This window comes from Streptomyces sp. NPDC046862 (assembly GCF_040704615.1).
Taxonomy (GTDB): Bacteria; Actinomycetota; Actinomycetes; order Streptomycetales; family Streptomycetaceae; genus Streptomyces.
Genome location: NZ_JBEYXP010000059.1, coordinates 20953 through 37587 on the forward strand (window position 1 = coordinate 20953; position 16635 = coordinate 37587).

14 protein-coding genes are annotated in these 16635 nt (G+C 72.5%); 11 read left to right on the forward strand and 3 right to left on the reverse strand.

The features are described from left to right. Positions 1 to 498 precede the first annotated feature (498 nt). On the forward strand, positions 499 to 993 hold the full coding sequence (locus AB0959_RS43530; RefSeq protein WP_366832402.1) for a hypothetical protein: 495 nt from the start codon (positions 499 to 501) through the stop codon (positions 991 to 993). 51 nt (positions 994 to 1044) lie between these two features. On the opposite strand, the gene AB0959_RS43535 is transcribed toward AB0959_RS43530, so the two are convergent. From AB0959_RS43535 to AB0959_RS43545, 3 genes are all read right to left on the reverse strand, one after another. Continuing rightward, entirely contained in the window at positions 1045 to 2094 is a 1050-nt protein-coding gene (locus AB0959_RS43535; protein ID WP_366832403.1) for an aldo/keto reductase, read from the reverse strand. Between the two features lie 112 nt (positions 2095 to 2206). Beyond that, positions 2207 to 3448, reverse strand: coding sequence for a helix-turn-helix domain-containing protein (locus tag AB0959_RS43540; protein WP_366832404.1), 1242 nt, complete (start codon positions 3446 to 3448; stop codon positions 2207 to 2209). 3 nt (positions 3449 to 3451) lie between these two features. After that, positions 3452 to 3604 (reverse strand): hypothetical protein, encoded by a 153-nt coding sequence (locus AB0959_RS43545; RefSeq protein WP_366832405.1) that lies wholly within the window; start codon positions 3602 to 3604, stop codon positions 3452 to 3454. Between the two features lie 255 nt (positions 3605 to 3859). On the opposite strand from AB0959_RS43545, the gene AB0959_RS43550 reads away from it, so the two are divergent. The 10 genes from AB0959_RS43550 to AB0959_RS43595 all read left to right on the forward strand — a co-directional run bounded on the left by AB0959_RS43550 (position 3860) and on the right by AB0959_RS43595 (position 16537). Continuing rightward, positions 3860 to 4840, forward strand: coding sequence for a DUF3068 domain-containing protein (locus AB0959_RS43550; RefSeq protein ID WP_366832406.1), 981 nt, complete (start codon positions 3860 to 3862; stop codon positions 4838 to 4840). A 320-nt stretch (positions 4841 to 5160) separates the two neighbouring features. After that, positions 5161 to 6324, forward strand: coding sequence for a glycosyltransferase family 4 protein (locus AB0959_RS43555; RefSeq protein WP_366832407.1), 1164 nt, complete (start codon positions 5161 to 5163; stop codon positions 6322 to 6324). A gap of 170 nt (positions 6325 to 6494) precedes the next feature. Then, the gene (locus AB0959_RS43560; RefSeq protein ID WP_366832408.1) at positions 6495 to 7220 is read left to right on the forward strand and encodes a class I SAM-dependent methyltransferase; all 726 of its coding nucleotides are present in this window, start codon (positions 6495 to 6497) and stop codon (positions 7218 to 7220) included. Next, the gene (locus tag AB0959_RS43565; protein WP_366832409.1) at positions 7217 to 11752 is read left to right on the forward strand and encodes an alpha-(1->3)-arabinofuranosyltransferase family protein; all 4536 of its coding nucleotides are present in this window, start codon (positions 7217 to 7219) and stop codon (positions 11750 to 11752) included. The genes AB0959_RS43560 and AB0959_RS43565 overlap by 4 nt, the downstream gene beginning before the upstream one ends. Further along, the gene (locus AB0959_RS43570; protein WP_366832410.1) at positions 11749 to 13107 is read left to right on the forward strand and encodes a condensation protein; all 1359 of its coding nucleotides are present in this window, start codon (positions 11749 to 11751) and stop codon (positions 13105 to 13107) included. Before AB0959_RS43565 ends, AB0959_RS43570 begins: the two co-directional genes overlap by 4 nt. Continuing rightward, positions 13104 to 13916, forward strand: a complete 813-nt coding sequence (locus AB0959_RS43575; RefSeq protein ID WP_366832411.1) for a class I SAM-dependent methyltransferase — start codon at positions 13104 to 13106, stop codon at positions 13914 to 13916. Before AB0959_RS43570 ends, AB0959_RS43575 begins: the two co-directional genes overlap by 4 nt. A 3-nt stretch (positions 13917 to 13919) precedes the next feature. Continuing rightward, on the forward strand, positions 13920 to 14846 hold the full coding sequence (locus AB0959_RS43580; RefSeq protein ID WP_366832412.1) for a hypothetical protein: 927 nt from the start codon (positions 13920 to 13922) through the stop codon (positions 14844 to 14846). Beyond that, on the forward strand, positions 14843 to 15142 hold the full coding sequence (locus AB0959_RS43585; protein WP_366832413.1) for a Trm112 family protein: 300 nt from the start codon (positions 14843 to 14845) through the stop codon (positions 15140 to 15142). Before AB0959_RS43580 ends, AB0959_RS43585 begins: the two co-directional genes overlap by 4 nt. Then, complete coding sequence (locus AB0959_RS43590; RefSeq protein ID WP_366832414.1) at positions 15139 to 15963, forward strand: FkbM family methyltransferase; 825 nt, start codon at positions 15139 to 15141, stop codon at positions 15961 to 15963. Before AB0959_RS43585 ends, AB0959_RS43590 begins: the two co-directional genes overlap by 4 nt. Further along, entirely contained in the window at positions 15938 to 16537 is a 600-nt protein-coding gene (locus tag AB0959_RS43595) for a hypothetical protein (RefSeq protein ID WP_366832415.1), read from the forward strand. The genes AB0959_RS43590 and AB0959_RS43595 overlap by 26 nt, the downstream gene beginning before the upstream one ends. The last annotated feature ends 98 nt before the right edge of the window (positions 16538 to 16635 follow it).

The window sequence follows — 16635 nt, forward strand, 5'->3', positions numbered from 1 at the left end:
GTCGGCCACCTCCAGTTCATCATGGGACGGAGGTTTGTCGAGTTCCTTTCCGTCGTCATCCGTGAACCAGCCCTTGATGGTGTCGACGATTCCCTCGTCGTCACCGTCGGAGGCGGGTGCGGCATAAGCGACCTGTGGTAGTGCGGTACTCGCCACCGCGGATACCACAAGGCACGCAATGAGCCTGCCCAATCTGGGTCTCACGCCAAGCCTTTCCCTCGGACATCAGTGCCGAAACGCGGCCGCTGACGTCCATCCCCACCTGCACGGACGGGAGTTTCGGCAGCGGCGCCGAGGTTTGTAATCACCCGGAAGACACCACGTCAAGCGGTCCGACAATGCGCGGCGATTGACACCAAAGGGGCGGCAAAGCGGACACAAAGAGGAGGAATGATGTCCGAAATCTCCGGCCGCTGGCCATCCGTCACAGCGGCGTGTATAACCCGCTCGGACGTGCATCAGGCATTCGGAGAATTTCTGATTTCGAGGGGGCAGCTCATGGGCACTACAGCCGGGGAATCCACCACAGCTCTGCTGGAATCCGGAGAATCCGAGCCACCACAGAAATCCGCTTCCCCCCGCCCCGACCGCACCGGGCTGATCATCGCGGGCGCGGTACTGGCCGCATGTGGCGGGCTGGTGTTGTACGGCGTACTCAACGGCGAGGACGAGGGAGGCGCGCAGGAGCACCGCGTGCCCACCGCCGAGGTGACCTACGAGGTCACCGGTACCGGCACCGCCGACATCACCTACCAGGCCCGCGGCGCGACCGGAAAGACCGTCACGGTGGACGCCGCGGACCTGCCCTGGCGCAAGACCGTCGAGGTCCCCCTGGGCACGGAACCCCTCGTCGGCATCACCCTCGGCGAGAAGGGCGGCCAGCTCCGCTGCGCGCTCGCCATCCGGGGCCAGCACGTCCAAAGTGCCACCGCCGCCGGGAAGTTCGGCCGGGCCACCTGCTCCGGCGAACTGGCCGCCCAGGAGGCGCGGTGAGCACGAGGTGCACGGACCGCGGACATCACCGCGCCATGCGGTCGGGGCGTGTCAGGCGGCGGGCCTGGATTCGGCCGTGCGGCGCCGGAGTTCGGGCTGCGTGAGTGAGGGCGGGGTCCAGGCGCCGTCCGGCGGGTAGACGTCGGTTCCGGGCGGCACGATCTCGTCGATCCGGTCGAGGACGGCGTCGTCCAGCGTCACGGACGCGCCCTTGAGCGTGCTCCGCAGGTGCTCCATCGTGCGCGGGCCGATGATCACCGACGTGACGGCCGGGTGGGCGAGCGGGAAGGCGACGGCCAGCTCCGGCAGCGAACAGCCCACTTCCTCGGCCACGGCGACGAGTTGCTCGACCACGTCCAGTTTGGCGGCGGTGAGCGGCGCCGACGGATCGAAGCGGCCCGGGGTCAGGGTGGGACGTCCGGTGCTCAGATCGAGGGCCCGGCCCTTGCGGTAGCGGCCGGTCAGGAACCCCGAGGCCAGCGGGGACCAGGTCAGCACCCCCATGCCCAGGCGCCGCGCCACCGGCAGCACATCCTTCTCGACGCCTCGGGCCAGCAGCGAGTAGGGCGGCTGCTCGGTGCGGAACCGCTGGAGGCCGCGGCGGTCGGCCACGTGGTACGCGTCGACGATCTCGTGCGCGGGGAACGTGGAGCAGCCGAACGCCCTGATCTTGCCCTGTCGTACGAGATCGGTCAGGGCCGAGAGTGTCTCCTCGATGTCGGTCGTGTGGTCCGGCCGGTGCACCTGGTACAGGTCGATCCAGTCCGTTCCCAGCCGCCGCAGGCTGTCCTCCACCTCACGGACGATCCAACGCCGGGAGTTGCCGCCCCGGTTGGGGCCGTCGCCCATGGGGAAGTGGACCTTGGTCGCCAGCACCACGTCGTCCCGGCGGTCCTTCAGCGCCTTGCCCACGATGGTCTCCGACTCGCCGCCCGAGTACATGTCGGCGGTGTCGACGAAGTTGATCCCCTCGTCGAGCGCGGCGTGGATGATTCTGACGCACTCGTCGTGGTCGGCGTTGCCGACGTGACCGAACATCATGGTGCCGAGGCAGTAGGGGCTGACCTCGATGCCGGTTCCGCCCAGAACGCGGTGTCGCATGCGTCTCTCCTTGGAGTCGTCGTGCGGGAGGCCGCAACATTACGAGTTGGAGTGCGCTCCAGCGCAAGGACGCGGGCCGGCGGTGAATGAGGAGCGCTCGACGGAGCGGCACTCAGCGGCGGCCCCGCGGGTCGCCCAGTTCGCCGCGGAGCCGTTGAGCCCGTAACACCAGCTCCAGCTCGAAGCGGCGGTCCGGATCATCGATCCCGTCGCCCCACAACTCCCGTATCTGCCGGAGGCGGTACCGCACCGTCTGCGGGTGGACGCCCAGGCGCGCGGCCACCTCGGGGGCGCCGCCGCGGGTCTCCAGCCATGCCAGCATGGTCTCCGCCAGACGCCGGCCGTGGGTGGGCCCGCAGTGCGCGAGCGGCGCTAGGCACCGTAACGCGAGGTCGTCGATCAGCTCCTCCGGCTGCAGCAGCACCAGCGCCTCGGTGTGCTCCGTGCAGTGCAGCACCTCCCCGCCGGGCAGCAGCCGCCGTTCCATCAGCCGCACCGCGGCCTCGGCCCAGCGCAGCGACTTCGCGGCGTCGGGCAGCGGCACGGGCGGCCCGATCGCGCCGGACCAGCCGGTCAGGGCGCGGTGGAGGAGTTCGGGGCGGCCCGCCGCGTCGGGGTCGGGCACGACCATGCGGGGCTGCTCGTACTCCATGTCGAGCAGCACGCCCTGGCTGACGGCGGGGGCGACGGCTTCACGGGCCGGGCGCAGCAGGACTCCCACGGAGACCTTCTCGGGCAGCGGCCAGCCGATCCGGGCCGCCCGCTCGGTGAGCGCCTCACCGGGGTCGCCCCGGTGGTGTTCCGACAACAGCAGCTCCATCAGGCGGCGTTGGAGGCGCAGCCGTTCGCCCGCCTGGCGTGCCGCCGCCTCCGCGTAGCCGCGCACCGACTGGTCCACCAGTCCGTCGAGGTACTCGTAGCCGGCGTCGACGAGTTCGTACATCGCCGGGGGCGGGATCTCGACGCGCTGGCCGATCTCCGCGAAACGGCGCCAGGCGAGCCGTACGCCCAGGCGGTAGATCGCCTGGAGCGAGTCGAGGCTGCGGCCGTGCAGGCCCTCGCCGCGCCCGAACTCCTGGAAGACTCCGGGCGGGACGCGGGGACGGCCCTCGGCGGTCTCCAGGTGCTGCACGAAGACCTCGATGGCGCGGCGGATGCCGACCAGCGCCATCGGCTCGCCGGAGTCGTCGAGGACGACCGGCAGGTGCGGGTACTCACGGCGGATCTCCCGCAGGATCTCCTCGGCGAGCACCGGCGCCTCCGCCATGGCGAGCGCGGCGAACTGGCGTACCTGGAAGCGCGGTACGTCGTACCAGGCCGAGCGGGTGGTGACGGTTCCCGGGCGTCGGGTCACGTCTCAGCGCTCCGTGCCGGCGTGTCCGTACGTGATCAGCGGGGTGTTCGGCTGGTCCGGGGGCGCCTCGAGCAGGGCGACGGCACCGAGCGCGGCGCCCACGGCGAGCAGGGCCGCGACCGTGACGGTGGTGAGGGCGGCGAGCAGTCTGGACATCGCAGGGTCAGCCTCTCGGTCGAAAGGTCGTCCCCCACCCGGACACCCCGGCACGTACCGAGGCCCCTGACCCGGTGGCCCAGTCTCAACAAGCATTGACACCCCGTCAAGAGTGCGCCTACGGTTCCCGCCCCATGGCGAGTGCCGCGCGGAGCGACGCGGCGCCCCCTACCGCACACGCACTTTCCCCCCACGGCGCGCGACCCCGACGTACGCGTACGCCCGTCGCGCCGACCCACATCACTGGAGTGCCGGATGCGCCGTACTGCCTCACCATCGTCCCTGGTCATACTGGGTGTCGGCACCTTTCTGCTGGTGCTCGCGCCGATGCTCGCGTGGTACGTGCAGCCGCGGGCCGCGGTGAACCCGATCGACATCGACACCACCGCCGTCTACACCGGGACCGGCAGCGTCTTCGACGTGGAAGAAGTGAAGACCGTGCCGGATCAGAGGATCACCATCACCCAGCGGGTGCGCGGGGACGTCGCCGACAGCGAGCGCAGCGGGAAGGCCGCGGTCTGGGACGTGACGACCTCGGTCGACACCGACAAGTCGCTGCCCGCCGCCGACCCGCACGACGCCCTGGACTTCACCCCGCACCGCTGGGTCAGCGACCGCAGGACCAACCGGCCCGTGCACTGCTGCGGCGAGAAGCCGTACATCCAGGGCGAGGCCTACCTGAAGTTCCCCTTCGACGTGCACAAGCGCGACTACCGCTGGTGGGACAACACGCTCGGCGGGGCCGTGACGCTCCACTACCGGGGCGGGAAGAAGGTCCGCGGGTACGAGGGCTACCGGTTCACCGGCACCGTGCCCGCGACGAAGAACGGCACCCGGCTGGTGCCGGGCGCGATCGTCGACCAGCCGAAGCGCCCCCAGGTGGTCGCCGAGGAGTGGTACTCCAACCACGGCATCGAACTGGTCGTCGATCAGGCGACCGGGCGCGTGCTGTACGCGCAGACCGGGCCGCGGCAGACCCTGCGGGCGCCCGGCGGGAAGAAGGACGCTGCCGTGCTCCTCGACAGCAGGAAGATCGAGTTCACCGCGGGCACCCAGAAGTTCGCTGTCGACCAGGCCCGGAAGGACAGCGGACAACTGCGCCTGGTGGGCCGGACGTTGCCCGTGGGTGCCGCTGTGCTCGGGTTTGTCCTCGCCGCGGTCGGTGCCGTTTTGGTGGTACGCGGGCGCCCGCGTCCGGAAGCGTCCGGGTCGTCCCGGGCCCCGCTCACAACATGATGAGACGTCAGGTCAACAAGCCCGGAATTTGTCATCCCGGTGAGTAGCAGCTTCGAACGTCCCGGCGAAAACTATCCACCCCCACCCGAGCACAGCCCGCCCACACGCTCGTCACGCGAAGGTCCCAGACCCCCCACAGATCGGTAGCTTCGTCCCCCTCCCCTCCCACCATCACGGTTTCCCCTACCCGGCGGATCCCTCACCGACGGATTCCCTCGCGGATTCCCCCCACCACGGATTCCCCCCACGAGCCACCCCCAATGGCTCCGCGTCACTCCCCCCACGCTGTGTTCCGCAGCCCCAGACGAGTTGGAGCACCCATGCCCCAGCACGTGCCGTTCTCGCTGCTCGAGTCGTTTCCGCGCTCGGCGCAGCACTCTTCGGCGCATCCCCCACAACCGCGCCGCATCGTCTTCCTCGCCCGCCGTGACCTCGGCAATCCCGCGGCGGGCGGTTCCGAACTCCTCGTCGACCGGCTGGCCGACGGACTGACCCGGCTCGGCCACCAGGTCACGCTGCTGTGCGGCGGGCCGGCCGCGTTCCGGGACTACCGGGTCGTGTCGGCCGGCGGCGACCTGAGCCACTATCTGCGCGCCAAGCCCTCGTTCGCCCGCCAGGTCGGCGACTGCGACCTGCTGGTCGAGGTGTGCAACGGCATGCCGTACCTGGCGCCGCTGTGGCACGACGGTCCGACGCTGTGTCTGGTCAACCATGTGCACACGGAGTTGTGGACGATGCGGTTCGGCGGTCCTCTGGCGCCCGCGGCGCGCCTCGGCCGAAGACTCGAACACTGGGCGCTGTCGGGTGCGCAGCGCAAGAAGCAGAGCAAGAGCCTGCTGGTCGCCGTCTCGCCGTCGACCGCCCACGCGTTGCGCGACATCGGTGTGGAGCGCGAGCGGATCAGAGTGGTGCACAACGGCGTCGAGGAGCCGGGGCCCCGCGCGGAACGCTCCCCCGAACCGCTGTTCGTGGCGGTGGGCCGGCTCGTCGAGTACAAGCGGATCGATCTGCTGCTGCGGCTGTGGGAGCGGGTGCGGCCGGTGACCGGGGGACGGCTGGTGATCGTGGGCGACGGACCCGAGCGCGCCCGACTGGAGCAACTCGCGGGCCCCGACGTGGAGTTCACCGGCCATGTCTCCGACGCCGAGAAGCACCGGCTGCTCTGCGCGGCCTGGCTGCTGCTGCACCCCTCCGCGGTCGAGGGCTGGGGACTGGTCGTCACCGAGGCCGCCGCGCGCGAGACCCCCGCGGTCGCTTTCGACGTGCCCGGGTTGCGCGACTCCGTCGTGGACGGTGAGACGGGTGTGCTGGCCGAGGGCGAGTCGTCGTTCGCGGCGGCGTGGTGTGCGCTCGCGTTGTCCACGGATCGGCGGGTTCTCATGGGCAAGGCCGCGCGGTCGCGTGCGGCGCGCTACCGCTGGGGTCACACGGTTCGGCGGTTCAGAGCGGTGGCTTCTGAGGCGGTGAGGAGCTGGCCGGCGTGAGGATCGGTCGGTTCGGGGGTGGTGCGGCCTTCTCCAAACTGCGGGTTGTTCGTGGCTGGTCGCTCCCCCACTCTCGGCTTCGCTCGAGCGGGGGGACCTCCATCGCGGCGGAGCCGCATAACGACACAGCCCCGCGCCCCTTACAGGGCGCTGTCCCTCACCGGAGTCTTATGAAGGACCCTTCGATTCAGCGTTCCCTCGCTCTCCTTCGTGCCTTCCTCCGTGAGCAGGACGATCCCGGGCGCTGCTACTCCCTCCTCGCCCGCGACGCCGTCGATCAGGTCGAGGCGTACGGCGGGGCGGTCGGCGGGCGGGTCGTCGTGGATGTCGGTGGGGGCGGTGGGTACTTCACGGAGGAGTTCCGGCGGCGCGGGGCGCACGCGTATCTCTTCGAGCCCGACGTACGGGAGTTGGGCGCCAAGCCGCCCGACGGTTCCGTGGTCGCGGACGGGTATCTGCTGCCGTTGGGCGGCGGGGCCGCGGACGTCACCTTCTCCTCCAACGTGCTGGAGCACGTGGCCGATCCGCAGACCTTCCTCAGCGAGCTGGTGCGGGTCACCCGGCCCGGCGGGCTGATCTACGTGTCGTTCACCAACTGGTACTCCCCGTGGGGCGGTCACGAGTGGGCGCCCTGGCACTACCTCGGTGCCGAGCGGGCGCGGGCCCGTTACCGGCGCCGTACCGGGAGGGAGGCCAAGCACACCCTCGGCGAGAACCTCTTCGCCGTGCACATCGGCCCCACCCTGCGGCGGGTGCGCACCCGCGACGACGTCACGGTCGTCTCGGCACGCTCCCGCTACTGGCCGTTCCTCGCCGAGACCGTCGTGAAGGCGCCGGGCATCCGCGAGTTCGCCACCTGGAACCTTCTCCTCATCCTCCGGCGGTGTCCCCCATGACGAGCACGGTCCAGGCTCCTCCCCCAGCCCCGGTACGACCTCACGGGCCCGCACGGCGGCCCTCCGAGGGTCCGCGCTCGCGGCGCTGGCTACTGGGGTTCTGGGCCGTGATGTTCGGGCTGTTCCTGGCGGTGCACCCGGGACGGACGACGTTCGAGACGAAGCTGGGTGTCGCGCTCGATCCGTGGCAGTTCCTGTCCGATCTCGGGCAGTTGTGGCACGACCGGGGCGGCTTCGGCGGGCTCCAGGACCAGTACGTCGGCTACGCGTGGCCGATGCTGCCGTACTACGCGCTGTGCGACCTGGTGCGGTTGCCGGTGTGGCTCGCGGAGCGGTTGTGGCTGTCGATCGTGGTGTCGGTGGCGTTCTGGGGTGCGCTGCGGCTGATGGAGCGGCTGCGGGTCGGCAGTTCCGGCAGCCGGTTGCTCGGTGCCGTGGCGTACGCGTTGTGGCCGGTGTTCACGATCGTCGTCGGCTCGACCTCGGCCGCCGCGCTGCCGGGCGCGTTCCTGCCGTGGGTGCTGCTGCCGTTGACGAACGAGCGGTACAGCGCGCGGATCGCGGCCCTGCGCTCGGCGCTGGTCATCCCGTTCATGGGTGGCGTGAACGCGGCGGCCACCCTGGCGTCGCTGCTGCCGGTCGGCCTGTATCTGCTGTCGCGCCCGCGCGGGCCCCGGCAGCGCAAGCTGATCGCCTGGTGGGTGCCGGGCGTGCTCCTGGCGACGGCGTGGTGGGTCATCCCGCTGCTGCTGCTCGGCGCGTACGGCGAGAACTTCCTGCCGTACGTGGAGACCTCGGCCACCACCACGGCCACCATGTCGGCGACCGAGACGCTGCGCGGCGCCGGGAACTGGGTGGCGTACCTGCACTTCGGCGAGGCCTGGCTGCCGGCCGGCTGGACCGTCGCGTCCTCGGTGGTGGTGATCGTGTGCTCGGCGCTCGCGGCCGGGCTGGGGCTGGCGGGGCTGGCGCGGCGGGACCTGCCCGAGCGGCGGTGGCTGGTGCTGACGGTGCTGTGCGTCGCGCTCGTCACGCTCGCCGGGTACGGCGGCTCGTTCGGCGGGCCCTTCCACGGGCTGGTCCAGGACTGGCTGAACGGTGCCGTCGTGCCGTTCCGCAACATCTACAAGTTCCAGACGGGGCTCGCGCTGGCGCTGGTCCTCGGGCTGGCGCACCTGGTGGGTGTGGCGGCGCGGGAGCGCGGGGCCCGCCGGGTGCGCGGGCGGCGGTACGTGGCGGTCGTCGCCGCGGTGCTGGTGCTGCCCGGACTGGCGTGGCCGTACCTCAACGGGTCGATCCTGCAACCGGGTTCGTTCCAGGAACTCCCCAAGTACTGGAAGGCGACGGCCGGTTGGCTGGAGAAGAACTCGCCCGACTCGCGCGCCCTCGTCGTGCCCGCCACCGCGCACGGCATCTACACCTGGGGCTCCCCCATCGACCAGCCCCTCGACGTGCTCGCCGAATCCCGCTGGGCCCAGCGGGACTACGTGCCCTTCGGCACCCCCGGCAACCGGCGCGCGATGGACGCGGTCGAGCAGGCGCTGATGACCGGCGGCGAAGTCCCGGGCCTGGCGGACTACTTGAGCCGAGCCGGGCTGTACTACGTGGTCGTCCGCAACGACCTGGACCCGGACCAGGTCGGTTACGTCCCGACCACGACCGTCAAGCGGACCCTGGAACAGTCGGGGTACCAGCGGGAGACGGGCTTCGGGCCGCTGATGACAGGCGGGCGGATCGCGAACGACACACCCCTGCAGGTCGAGGGGCTGTACCCGCGCCAGCGGGCCGTGGAGATCTACCGGCCTCCCGCGGACGCGCCACGCCCCGGGCAGGCCGGGCTGAAGCCGATCGCCGGCACCGCCGTCGTCTCCGGCGGCCCCGAGGCGCTGCTGCCGCTGGCCGCCGACCCGGCACTGCGGGGCCGCGCCACCGTGCTCACCGGCGACAACCATCCCGGTCTCGGCACGCCCGAGGTGCAGGTCGTCGGTGACGGACTGCGGCGCGCGGACACCCGGTTCGGGCTGGTCAACGCGGGCACCTCGTACACGTACACCGCGACCGAACGCAATCACAGCGGCAGCGCCCAGGACCCCGGCGACCCACCGCACCAGATCCTGCCGGTGGAGGGCACCGCCCATCAGACGGTGGCCCAACTGCGCGGCGCTCGCTCGGTGACGGCGTCCTCGTCGGGCAACTGGCTGTTCTACCTGCCGCAGTACGACCCCGTGAACGCCTTCGACGGCGACCCGGACACCGCGTGGGCGGAGGGCGCGGCCGGTTCGGCGGACGGGCAGTGGCTGCGGATCGGGTTCGCGGGGACGGAGGACATCCCCTCGTCCTTCAAGGTGACACCGCTGCCGCAGGACCAGGTGCGGTCGGCGCCGACGCGGGTGCGGGTGGAGACGGAGCGGGGCTCCGTGACCAGCTATCTGCAGCCCGACGGCTCCCCGCAGACGGTCCGGGCCCGTCCCGGGTCGACGGACTGGCTCAAGATCACGATCCTCGACTCGGTGGCGCGTCATCCCGGGCTCACGGGCGCCGGGTTCTCCGAGATCGACATCCCGGGCGTGCCCCAGGTCACGCGGATGCTGCGGCTGCCCACCGACGCGGAACGCTCCGACGCCTCCGCCGAGATCGTCTCCCTGCACCGCGCCGCCGACCCCACCGGGCTCTCCCCGACGGGCACGGAGACCGGACTGCACCGCCGCTTCTCGACGACCACGGGCGGGACGTACGAGGTGAAGGCGAGCGCTGTGCCCGTGCCGAGCGCCGAACTCGACCAGCTGCTGTACGAGGTCGCGCCCGAGGAGAGCGGCCGGGTCACCGCGACGGCGGACTCGACGGCGCGCCTCGGCGTCGGACTGTCGCCGCGCAACCTCACCGACGGCGACCTGACGACGGCGTGGATCGCGGGCGACAAGCCGGTGATCCATCTGACGTGGCCGGACCGGCGGAAGGTCGGCTCGATCGTGCTCGCCCCGGCGGGCGGCCTGTCCACCCGCCCGACGCAGGTGTCGATCAGTTCCCCGGACGGCGCGGCGATCGCCGCGGTCGACGAGAACGGCTGGGCCCGCTTCGAACCGATCACCACGAACCGCCTCGACATCACGATCACCGAGACCGCCCCGCTGACCGTCCACAACCCCGTCGCCGGTGACGACCTGCGGCTTCCGGTCGGTCTGACGGAGGCGTACCTCCCGGCCCTCGACGACCAGCGGGCCAAGCAGCCCTCGGACGCCAGGGGCTTCTCGCTCCCGTGCGGCAAGGGCCCGGTGCTGGCGATCGACGGTGAGCTGTACGAGACGAGCGCGAAGGGGACGGTACGGGACCTGCGCGAGCGGCGCCCCATCGACCTGACTCTGTGTCAGCAGCGCAAAGCCGACGCCGGGTTGGATCTGGGCTCCGGCTCCCACCGCGTCGAGGCCGGGGACGGCGGGCCGCTCGCCGTGACGGACGTGACGCTCACGCGCGGCACGGTGACCGAACCCTCCGGCACGACCGCCCGCGAGCTGCGGACACGGGACTGGCTCGGCGACCTGCGCGAGGTGTCGGTCGGCTCGGGCGCGGCCTCGTACCTCACGACGTACGAGAACTTCAACGACGGCTGGAAGGCCACGCTGGACGGCCACGAGCTCGCCCCCGTCCGGCTCGACGGCTGGCAGCAGGGGTGGCGGATCCCCGGCGGCGCGGGCGGCACGGTCAAGATGACGTACGAGCCGTCCACGACGTACGAGGCCGGACTGGTCGGTGCCGGGGCCGGGCTCGTGGTGCTGATCGGCCTGGTGCTGTGGCGGCGCCGCTCGCCCAACCCCGACGAGCCTCAGCCGATGCCGCCGGACCCCGGTTTCTGGCTCGGCACGGTGGCGCTCACCCTCGTGGGAGTCGTGATCGCGGGTGCCCTCGCCCTGCTGGTGCCCGTGCTGGCGCTGATGGCGTGGAAGCGGCACACGCTGCTGGTGCCGATCGCGTTCCTCGCGCCGGCCGGGGCGGGCATCGCCGCCGCCCTGGGCGCCGGTGAGCCGGCGGCTGCCGGGGAGGGGGCGTTCGGGCCGGTGGCCCAGGTGCTGGCGCTGGTGGGGCTGTTCGCGGGGCTGGTGAGTGTGCGGGAGCCGGCCGGGGCGGTGGCCGACGGGCCCGGAGGACACGGAGGGTCCGGAGGGCGCGGTCGCCATGCGGGTCCCCCAGGCTCCGGTGCCCCGCGTGGGCCCGGCGCGACGCTCACGTACGGCGGGCCGCCCGCGCCGTCCCCGCTGCCGGACCCCGACGCCCCGACCGCGCCGCTGCCCAGGCGGAAGCGCGGGGCGAGTGGTGCGGGCCGGGAGCCGGACGGCACCGGAGCGGGCCCGCAGGGTCCGCCGGACTCAGGGCCGTTGGCCGGGCCGACCGTCTCCGCCAGGGGCCCGGGCTCAGCCCGGCGCGTGCCCGATCCGCCGGCGCCGGGCGGCCCGCTGCCCAGGCCGAGGTTCAGGGCGGCCCCGTTGACCGACGACGCCGGACAGAGCGGAAGCACCGGAAGGGGCGAGGTCATATGACCGCGGTGGAGCACCCGGCGCGGAACGGCACGGGCGGCCCCCTACGGCCTCCGGCACGCGTCCCGTTCCCGGTGGTGGACGAGGTCGCCCGGCACTGCCTCCAGGAGGAGGAGCCCGAGACGGTCCACATCGAGGTCCACCTGCCGGGCCACCTGGATCCGGCCCGCCTGCGCACCGCCTTCGCCGAGGCCCTCCACCGCCATCCGCGCATCCTGATGCGGGAGGCGACGGGGCACTGGTACCGGCGCCGTTACGAGTGGGAGCTGACCGCGGATCCGGACGTTGAGGTGGTGGGCTTCTGGCCACCGGGCCCGAACGCCCTGCGGGACGCCCGGGTGAGGGCCCTGACGGACGCACCGCCCCTGACCGCGTCGCCGCCGATCCGGCTGGAGGTCGTCGACGAGGACGACCTCTCCGGCGGCACCGTCCTCTTCCTCACCATCAACCACACGGCCCTGGACGGCCCGGCCTGCCTCCGTATCCTCGCCACGGCGGCGGAGCTGTACGGCGGCCGGGACAACTCGCCGGCCGCGCCTCCCGTACGTACACCCGAACCGCCCCAGGACCTGCCACCGACCCCGTCGCCCTGGTCGCCACCGGCCCGCGTGGCCCCCGGCACCCCCGAGCCCTCCCCCGGCAACGGCATGCTCGTCACCGAACTCCGCCTCCCCCACCGCCCCAAGGGCTCCCCCTACACGGTGAACGACCAGCTCATGGTCACCACGGCCCTGATGCTCGCCCACTGGAACAGGGAACACGGCGTCCGCCCCCGCCCGATGCGCATCACCATGCCGGTGGACGACCGCCCCCGGGACGCCTCGATGCCCATCGGCAACGGCACCCGGCTCGTCGAAGTCCCCTTCGCACCGGAGGAGTTGGACCCCGACGACATGCCCGGCCTGCTGCGCCGCACGGCCACCCGTACCCGCGCCCTCAGATCCCTCCCCCGCCCCCAGCTGGGCCACGGCGCCGCCCTGCTGACCGCGCCCTGGGCCCCGGTCGGCGTGCGGGCCGCGCTCACCCGGGGGCTGCGCAGGGCGGCCGCCCCCTGGACGTCCACGACGCTGCTCAGCAACATCGGCCGCGTCCCGTACCCGCTGGACTTCGGTGAGGAGGCGGGCCGCGCCCACGCCGTGTGGTTCTCGGCGCCTGCTCGTGTGCCGCGCGGCCTCACCGTCACCACCGCCTCCACGGCGGGCCGCCTGCACCTCGCCCTGCGCTGGTCGCGCACCCTCCTCGGGCACGGCGACGGCGCCCACCTCCGCGACCTCTTCGAGCACTACCTGCGCACCACGGAGGTCGACACCACGGAGGTCAACACCAGGGAGGGCAGCACCAAGGAGGGCACCCCATGACGCCCCCGACGCCTTCGACGCCCTCGGCGGCGACCGCGCCCCCGCGACGCGGCCTGCGCGACTTCTACGAGAACCCGGCCGTCCCCGTCGCCTCCGGCACCGCCCGCAGCGTCCGCCAGGCCCGCATGCTGGCCCAAGCGCTCGGTCCGGCCACCACGGACGGCCCAGGCGGCGCAGATGACACGGACGGGACAGACGGCCCAGGCGGCGGCCCGAAGACCGTCCTGGACATCGGATGCGGCGACGGCACCGCGGCCGCCACGGCCGCGCCCTTCCTCGCCGGTCACCGGATCGTCGGCGTCGACTGGTCGCAGGACGCCCTCGGACGCGCCCGTGCCCGGCTCCCGTACGCGGTGCGCGGTGAACTCACCGACGGCGGGCTGCCGTTCGCCTCCGCCTCCGCGGACGCCGTCCTGTTCAGCGAGGTGATCGAGCACCTCGTCGACCCGGACGACGCCCTCGACGAGATCCGCCGTGTACTGCGCCCCGGAGGCCATCTGATGCTCTCCACCCCCAACCTCGCCGCCTGGTACAACCGCGCCCTGCTCCTCGCCGGGGTGCAGCCCGTGTTCTCCGAGGTGAGCCTGCGCGCGATCCACGGCCGCCCGGGGCGGGAGGTCGTGGGGCATCTGCGGCTCTGCACCGCCCGCGCGCTGCGGGAGTTCGTGGCGGCGTCCGGCTTCGAGGTCGTGTCGGTGCGCGGGGCGCCCTTCCACGGCGTACCGCGTCCGCTGCGGGCACTGGACCGGCTGGCCTGTGCGGTGCCGTCGGCCGCGTCGATCCTGCTCCTGCACGCGCGGAGGACGTAGCCCATGTGGTGGGGAGTGGCCTCGGCACTGCTGGCGAACGTCCTGTACAGCACCGGATTCGTCCTGGAGAAACGGGCGCTCGGCACGCTGCCCCGGGTCTCGGTCCGGCGGCCCGCGCGGCTGCTGCGCCTGGTGCTCGGCAGTTGGCTGTGGATCGGCGGCTCGCTGGCGCTGGCCGCCGGTTTCGCCGCCCAGCTCGCCGTCTACCGCACCCTGCCGATCGCCGCCGCGCAGGGCATCTTCGTCTCCGGGCTCGTGCTGCTGGTGCTGCTCTCCGGGCGCCTGCTCGGCGAGGAGACGACCGGCCGCGAACGGTACGCGATCGGGGCCATCCTCCTCGCGCTGCTGATGGTGGTCCTGTCGCTGGACGAGGCCTCCGACACCGTGAGCCGGAGCGCGCCGTACGCCCTGGTCCTGACCGTGTGTCTGCCGGCGCTCGGCCTCGGCGTGTGGCTGTACGCCTCGGCCGAGCGGCGTGCCCGGCACCGTCACCGGCTGCCGACGACGGGCGTCGACTACGGTGTGGCGGTGGGCCTGCTGTACGGGGTGAGCTCGCTGGCCATCAAGGGCGTGTCGAGCCACCTGACGACGAGCGGCCTCGGCGAGGCGCTTCTCGGCCTGCTGCGCTCCCCGTACCCGTACCTCCTCCTCTTCACCGGCGCCTTCGGTCTCGTCATGTCGCAGGCGGCGCTGCAGCGTTCCCGCGCCTCGCTGATCGTGCCGGTGTGCACCACCGTGACGTGCCTGTTCACGGCGGTGCTCGGCACGCTGTCGTTCGGCGAGGCGCTGCCCGACGACCCGCTGCGGCTGGCGCTGCGCGTGGCGGGCACGGCGCTCGCGGTGACCGTACTGCTGTCGATGCCGAAGCACGACGCACCCCGACCCGCACCCCAACCACCCGTGGGTGCCAAGGAGTTGACTCCACCATGAACCCCGAGGACCCGCTCCTGAAGATCCTGGCGTGCCCGCTGGACAAGGGCCCGCTGCACCTGGTGACCGAGAAGGAAGCCGCCGAGACCCCCAAGCCCGCCCAGGCGGCCGAGGCGCTGTACAACCCCCGGCTGCACCGCCGTTACCCGATCGTCGACGGCATCCCGCAGCTGCTGCCGTCCTCGGGCGAACAGGTCACCGAGGACGAACACGAGGAACTGATCAAACGAATCGAACGAACCCAACGAACCCAACGAACCGAACGAATCAACCGGATCAACCGGACGTCGTCATGACTCTCGCCGCCCGCCTCGCCCCCTTCCTGCCCACCCGGCTGATCGCCATGGCGGCCGGAGTCGTCTACCCGCGCTTCGAGCCGGAGCTCGCGCGGCTCGGCGAGCTGTGCCCACCGGACTGCGGCACGGCCGTGGACGTCGGCGGCTGGTACGGCCCGTGGACGCAGCGCCTCGCCGGGCGGGCCCGTCAGGTGGTCACCGTCGAGCCGGTCCCCCGTCTGGCCCGGCTGCTGACCTCGGCGGCGCCCGCGAACGTCCGTGTCGTCCAGGCCGCCGCCTCGGACCGCCCCGGCACCGCCCGGTTGTGGCTGCCGTCGGGCGACGAGGGCGAGCGGGGCGTGTCGTCGCTGGTCCGCCGGGACATCCACGCCCGCGCGCTGGACGTCCGCTGCGTCACGCTGGACGGTCTGGGGCTGCGGGACGTCGGCTTCATCAAGATCGACGTGGACGGCAGCGAACAGGCCGTCCTGCGCGGTGCCCGTCGGATCCTCACCCGCGACCGCCCGGCCCTCTTCGTCGAGCTGGAGTCCCGGATCCAGCCGATCGTCCCGGTCGTGGACCTCCTCGCCGGCCTCGGCTACGCCGGCTGGGTCCTCCCCGGGCGCAGCTGGCTCCCCCTGGACCCGGTGGCGCTGGAGGCCCACCAGGCGAAGGCGTCGTACGTCGTCACGCAGGGCCTGCTGCGCCGGGTGCTGCCCCTCCTCCGGGGCCCGCGCTACGTGAACTCGGTCCTCTTCCTCCCGGACGGCCGCCGCCCGGGAGACCGGCCTGAGGGCGTACGCGACCATGGAGCGCATGCCCTCCGCGAAACGCCCCGCTAGCTCCTCCGGCCGGTTCACACCGCTCGACTTCCAGCTCGTCCTGCTGCGCCGCATGGCCGACCACAACGGCGACCTCGTCGAGGCCGCCCGCCATGAGCTGGGCGTCTCGATCGCCGACATGCGCGAGGCCAACAAGCGCTGGCAGGCGATGCTGCGCTCACCGCGTTCCCGCGCGGCCGTGTCCCGGTACCGCTCGGTCCTCGGGGAGCCCGAGTCGGTCATCTCCCGAAGGATCGGCGACCTGGAGTGCGAGGCGCTGTGCTGGCCCGTCCCTCTCTGGCCGGACCTGCGCTTCGAGGTGATGGTCGCCCCGAACGGTGTGGTGTGGAACGAGTGGCTGGTGCGCGCCCCGGACTCCGCCGCGCCCGAGCTGCGCACGCTGGAGGACCTCACCCCCTGGTCCTGCACCGTCGACGAGGCGGCCCGCGCGTTCGCCCCCGCCCGCCCCCTGGAGGGCACCGCCCCCACCCGCTTCGGCCTCGCCTTCACGGCACCGGACGCGGGGGGCGTACGACGGGAGTGCGTGGCGGAGTTCACGTGGGGGCTGCTGCAGCGGGTGGCGGTCGACGGCTGACCCTGGGCGGATACGGCGTGCAGCGGGACAACCGGAGCGGGCTGCCGGAGTACTACTACGACGCCACGACCGGCTCCCTGACCTGTTCAGCGCTACGG

Excerpts from the sequence above, each read along its gene's own strand:
- AB0959_RS43555 (WP_366832407.1), top strand. The coding sequence starts at position 5,161 with ATGCCCCAGCACGTGCCGTTCTCGCTGCTCGAGTCGTTTCCGCGCTCG.
- AB0959_RS43550 (WP_366832406.1), top strand. The coding sequence starts at position 3,860 with ATGCGCCGTACTGCCTCACCATCGTCCCTGGTCATACTGGGTGTCGGC.
- AB0959_RS43560 (WP_366832408.1), top strand. The coding sequence starts at position 6,495 with ATGAAGGACCCTTCGATTCAGCGTTCCCTCGCTCTCCTTCGTGCCTTC.
- AB0959_RS43530 (WP_366832402.1), top strand. The coding sequence starts at position 499 with ATGGGCACTACAGCCGGGGAATCCACCACAGCTCTGCTGGAATCCGGA.
- AB0959_RS43585 (WP_366832413.1), top strand. The coding sequence starts at position 14,843 with ATGAACCCCGAGGACCCGCTCCTGAAGATCCTGGCGTGCCCGCTGGAC.
- AB0959_RS43570 (WP_366832410.1), top strand. The coding sequence starts at position 11,749 with ATGACCGCGGTGGAGCACCCGGCGCGGAACGGCACGGGCGGCCCCCTA.
- AB0959_RS43545 (WP_366832405.1), bottom strand. The coding sequence starts at position 3,604 with ATGTCCAGACTGCTCGCCGCCCTCACCACCGTCACGGTCGCGGCCCTG.
- AB0959_RS43595 (WP_366832415.1), top strand. The coding sequence starts at position 15,938 with ATGCCCTCCGCGAAACGCCCCGCTAGCTCCTCCGGCCGGTTCACACCG.
- AB0959_RS43590 (WP_366832414.1), top strand. The coding sequence starts at position 15,139 with ATGACTCTCGCCGCCCGCCTCGCCCCCTTCCTGCCCACCCGGCTGATC.
- AB0959_RS43575 (WP_366832411.1), top strand. The coding sequence starts at position 13,104 with ATGACGCCCCCGACGCCTTCGACGCCCTCGGCGGCGACCGCGCCCCCG.
- AB0959_RS43580 (WP_366832412.1), top strand. The coding sequence starts at position 13,920 with ATGTGGTGGGGAGTGGCCTCGGCACTGCTGGCGAACGTCCTGTACAGC.
- AB0959_RS43565 (WP_366832409.1), top strand. The coding sequence starts at position 7,217 with ATGACGAGCACGGTCCAGGCTCCTCCCCCAGCCCCGGTACGACCTCAC.
- AB0959_RS43535 (WP_366832403.1), bottom strand. The coding sequence starts at position 2,094 with ATGCGACACCGCGTTCTGGGCGGAACCGGCATCGAGGTCAGCCCCTAC.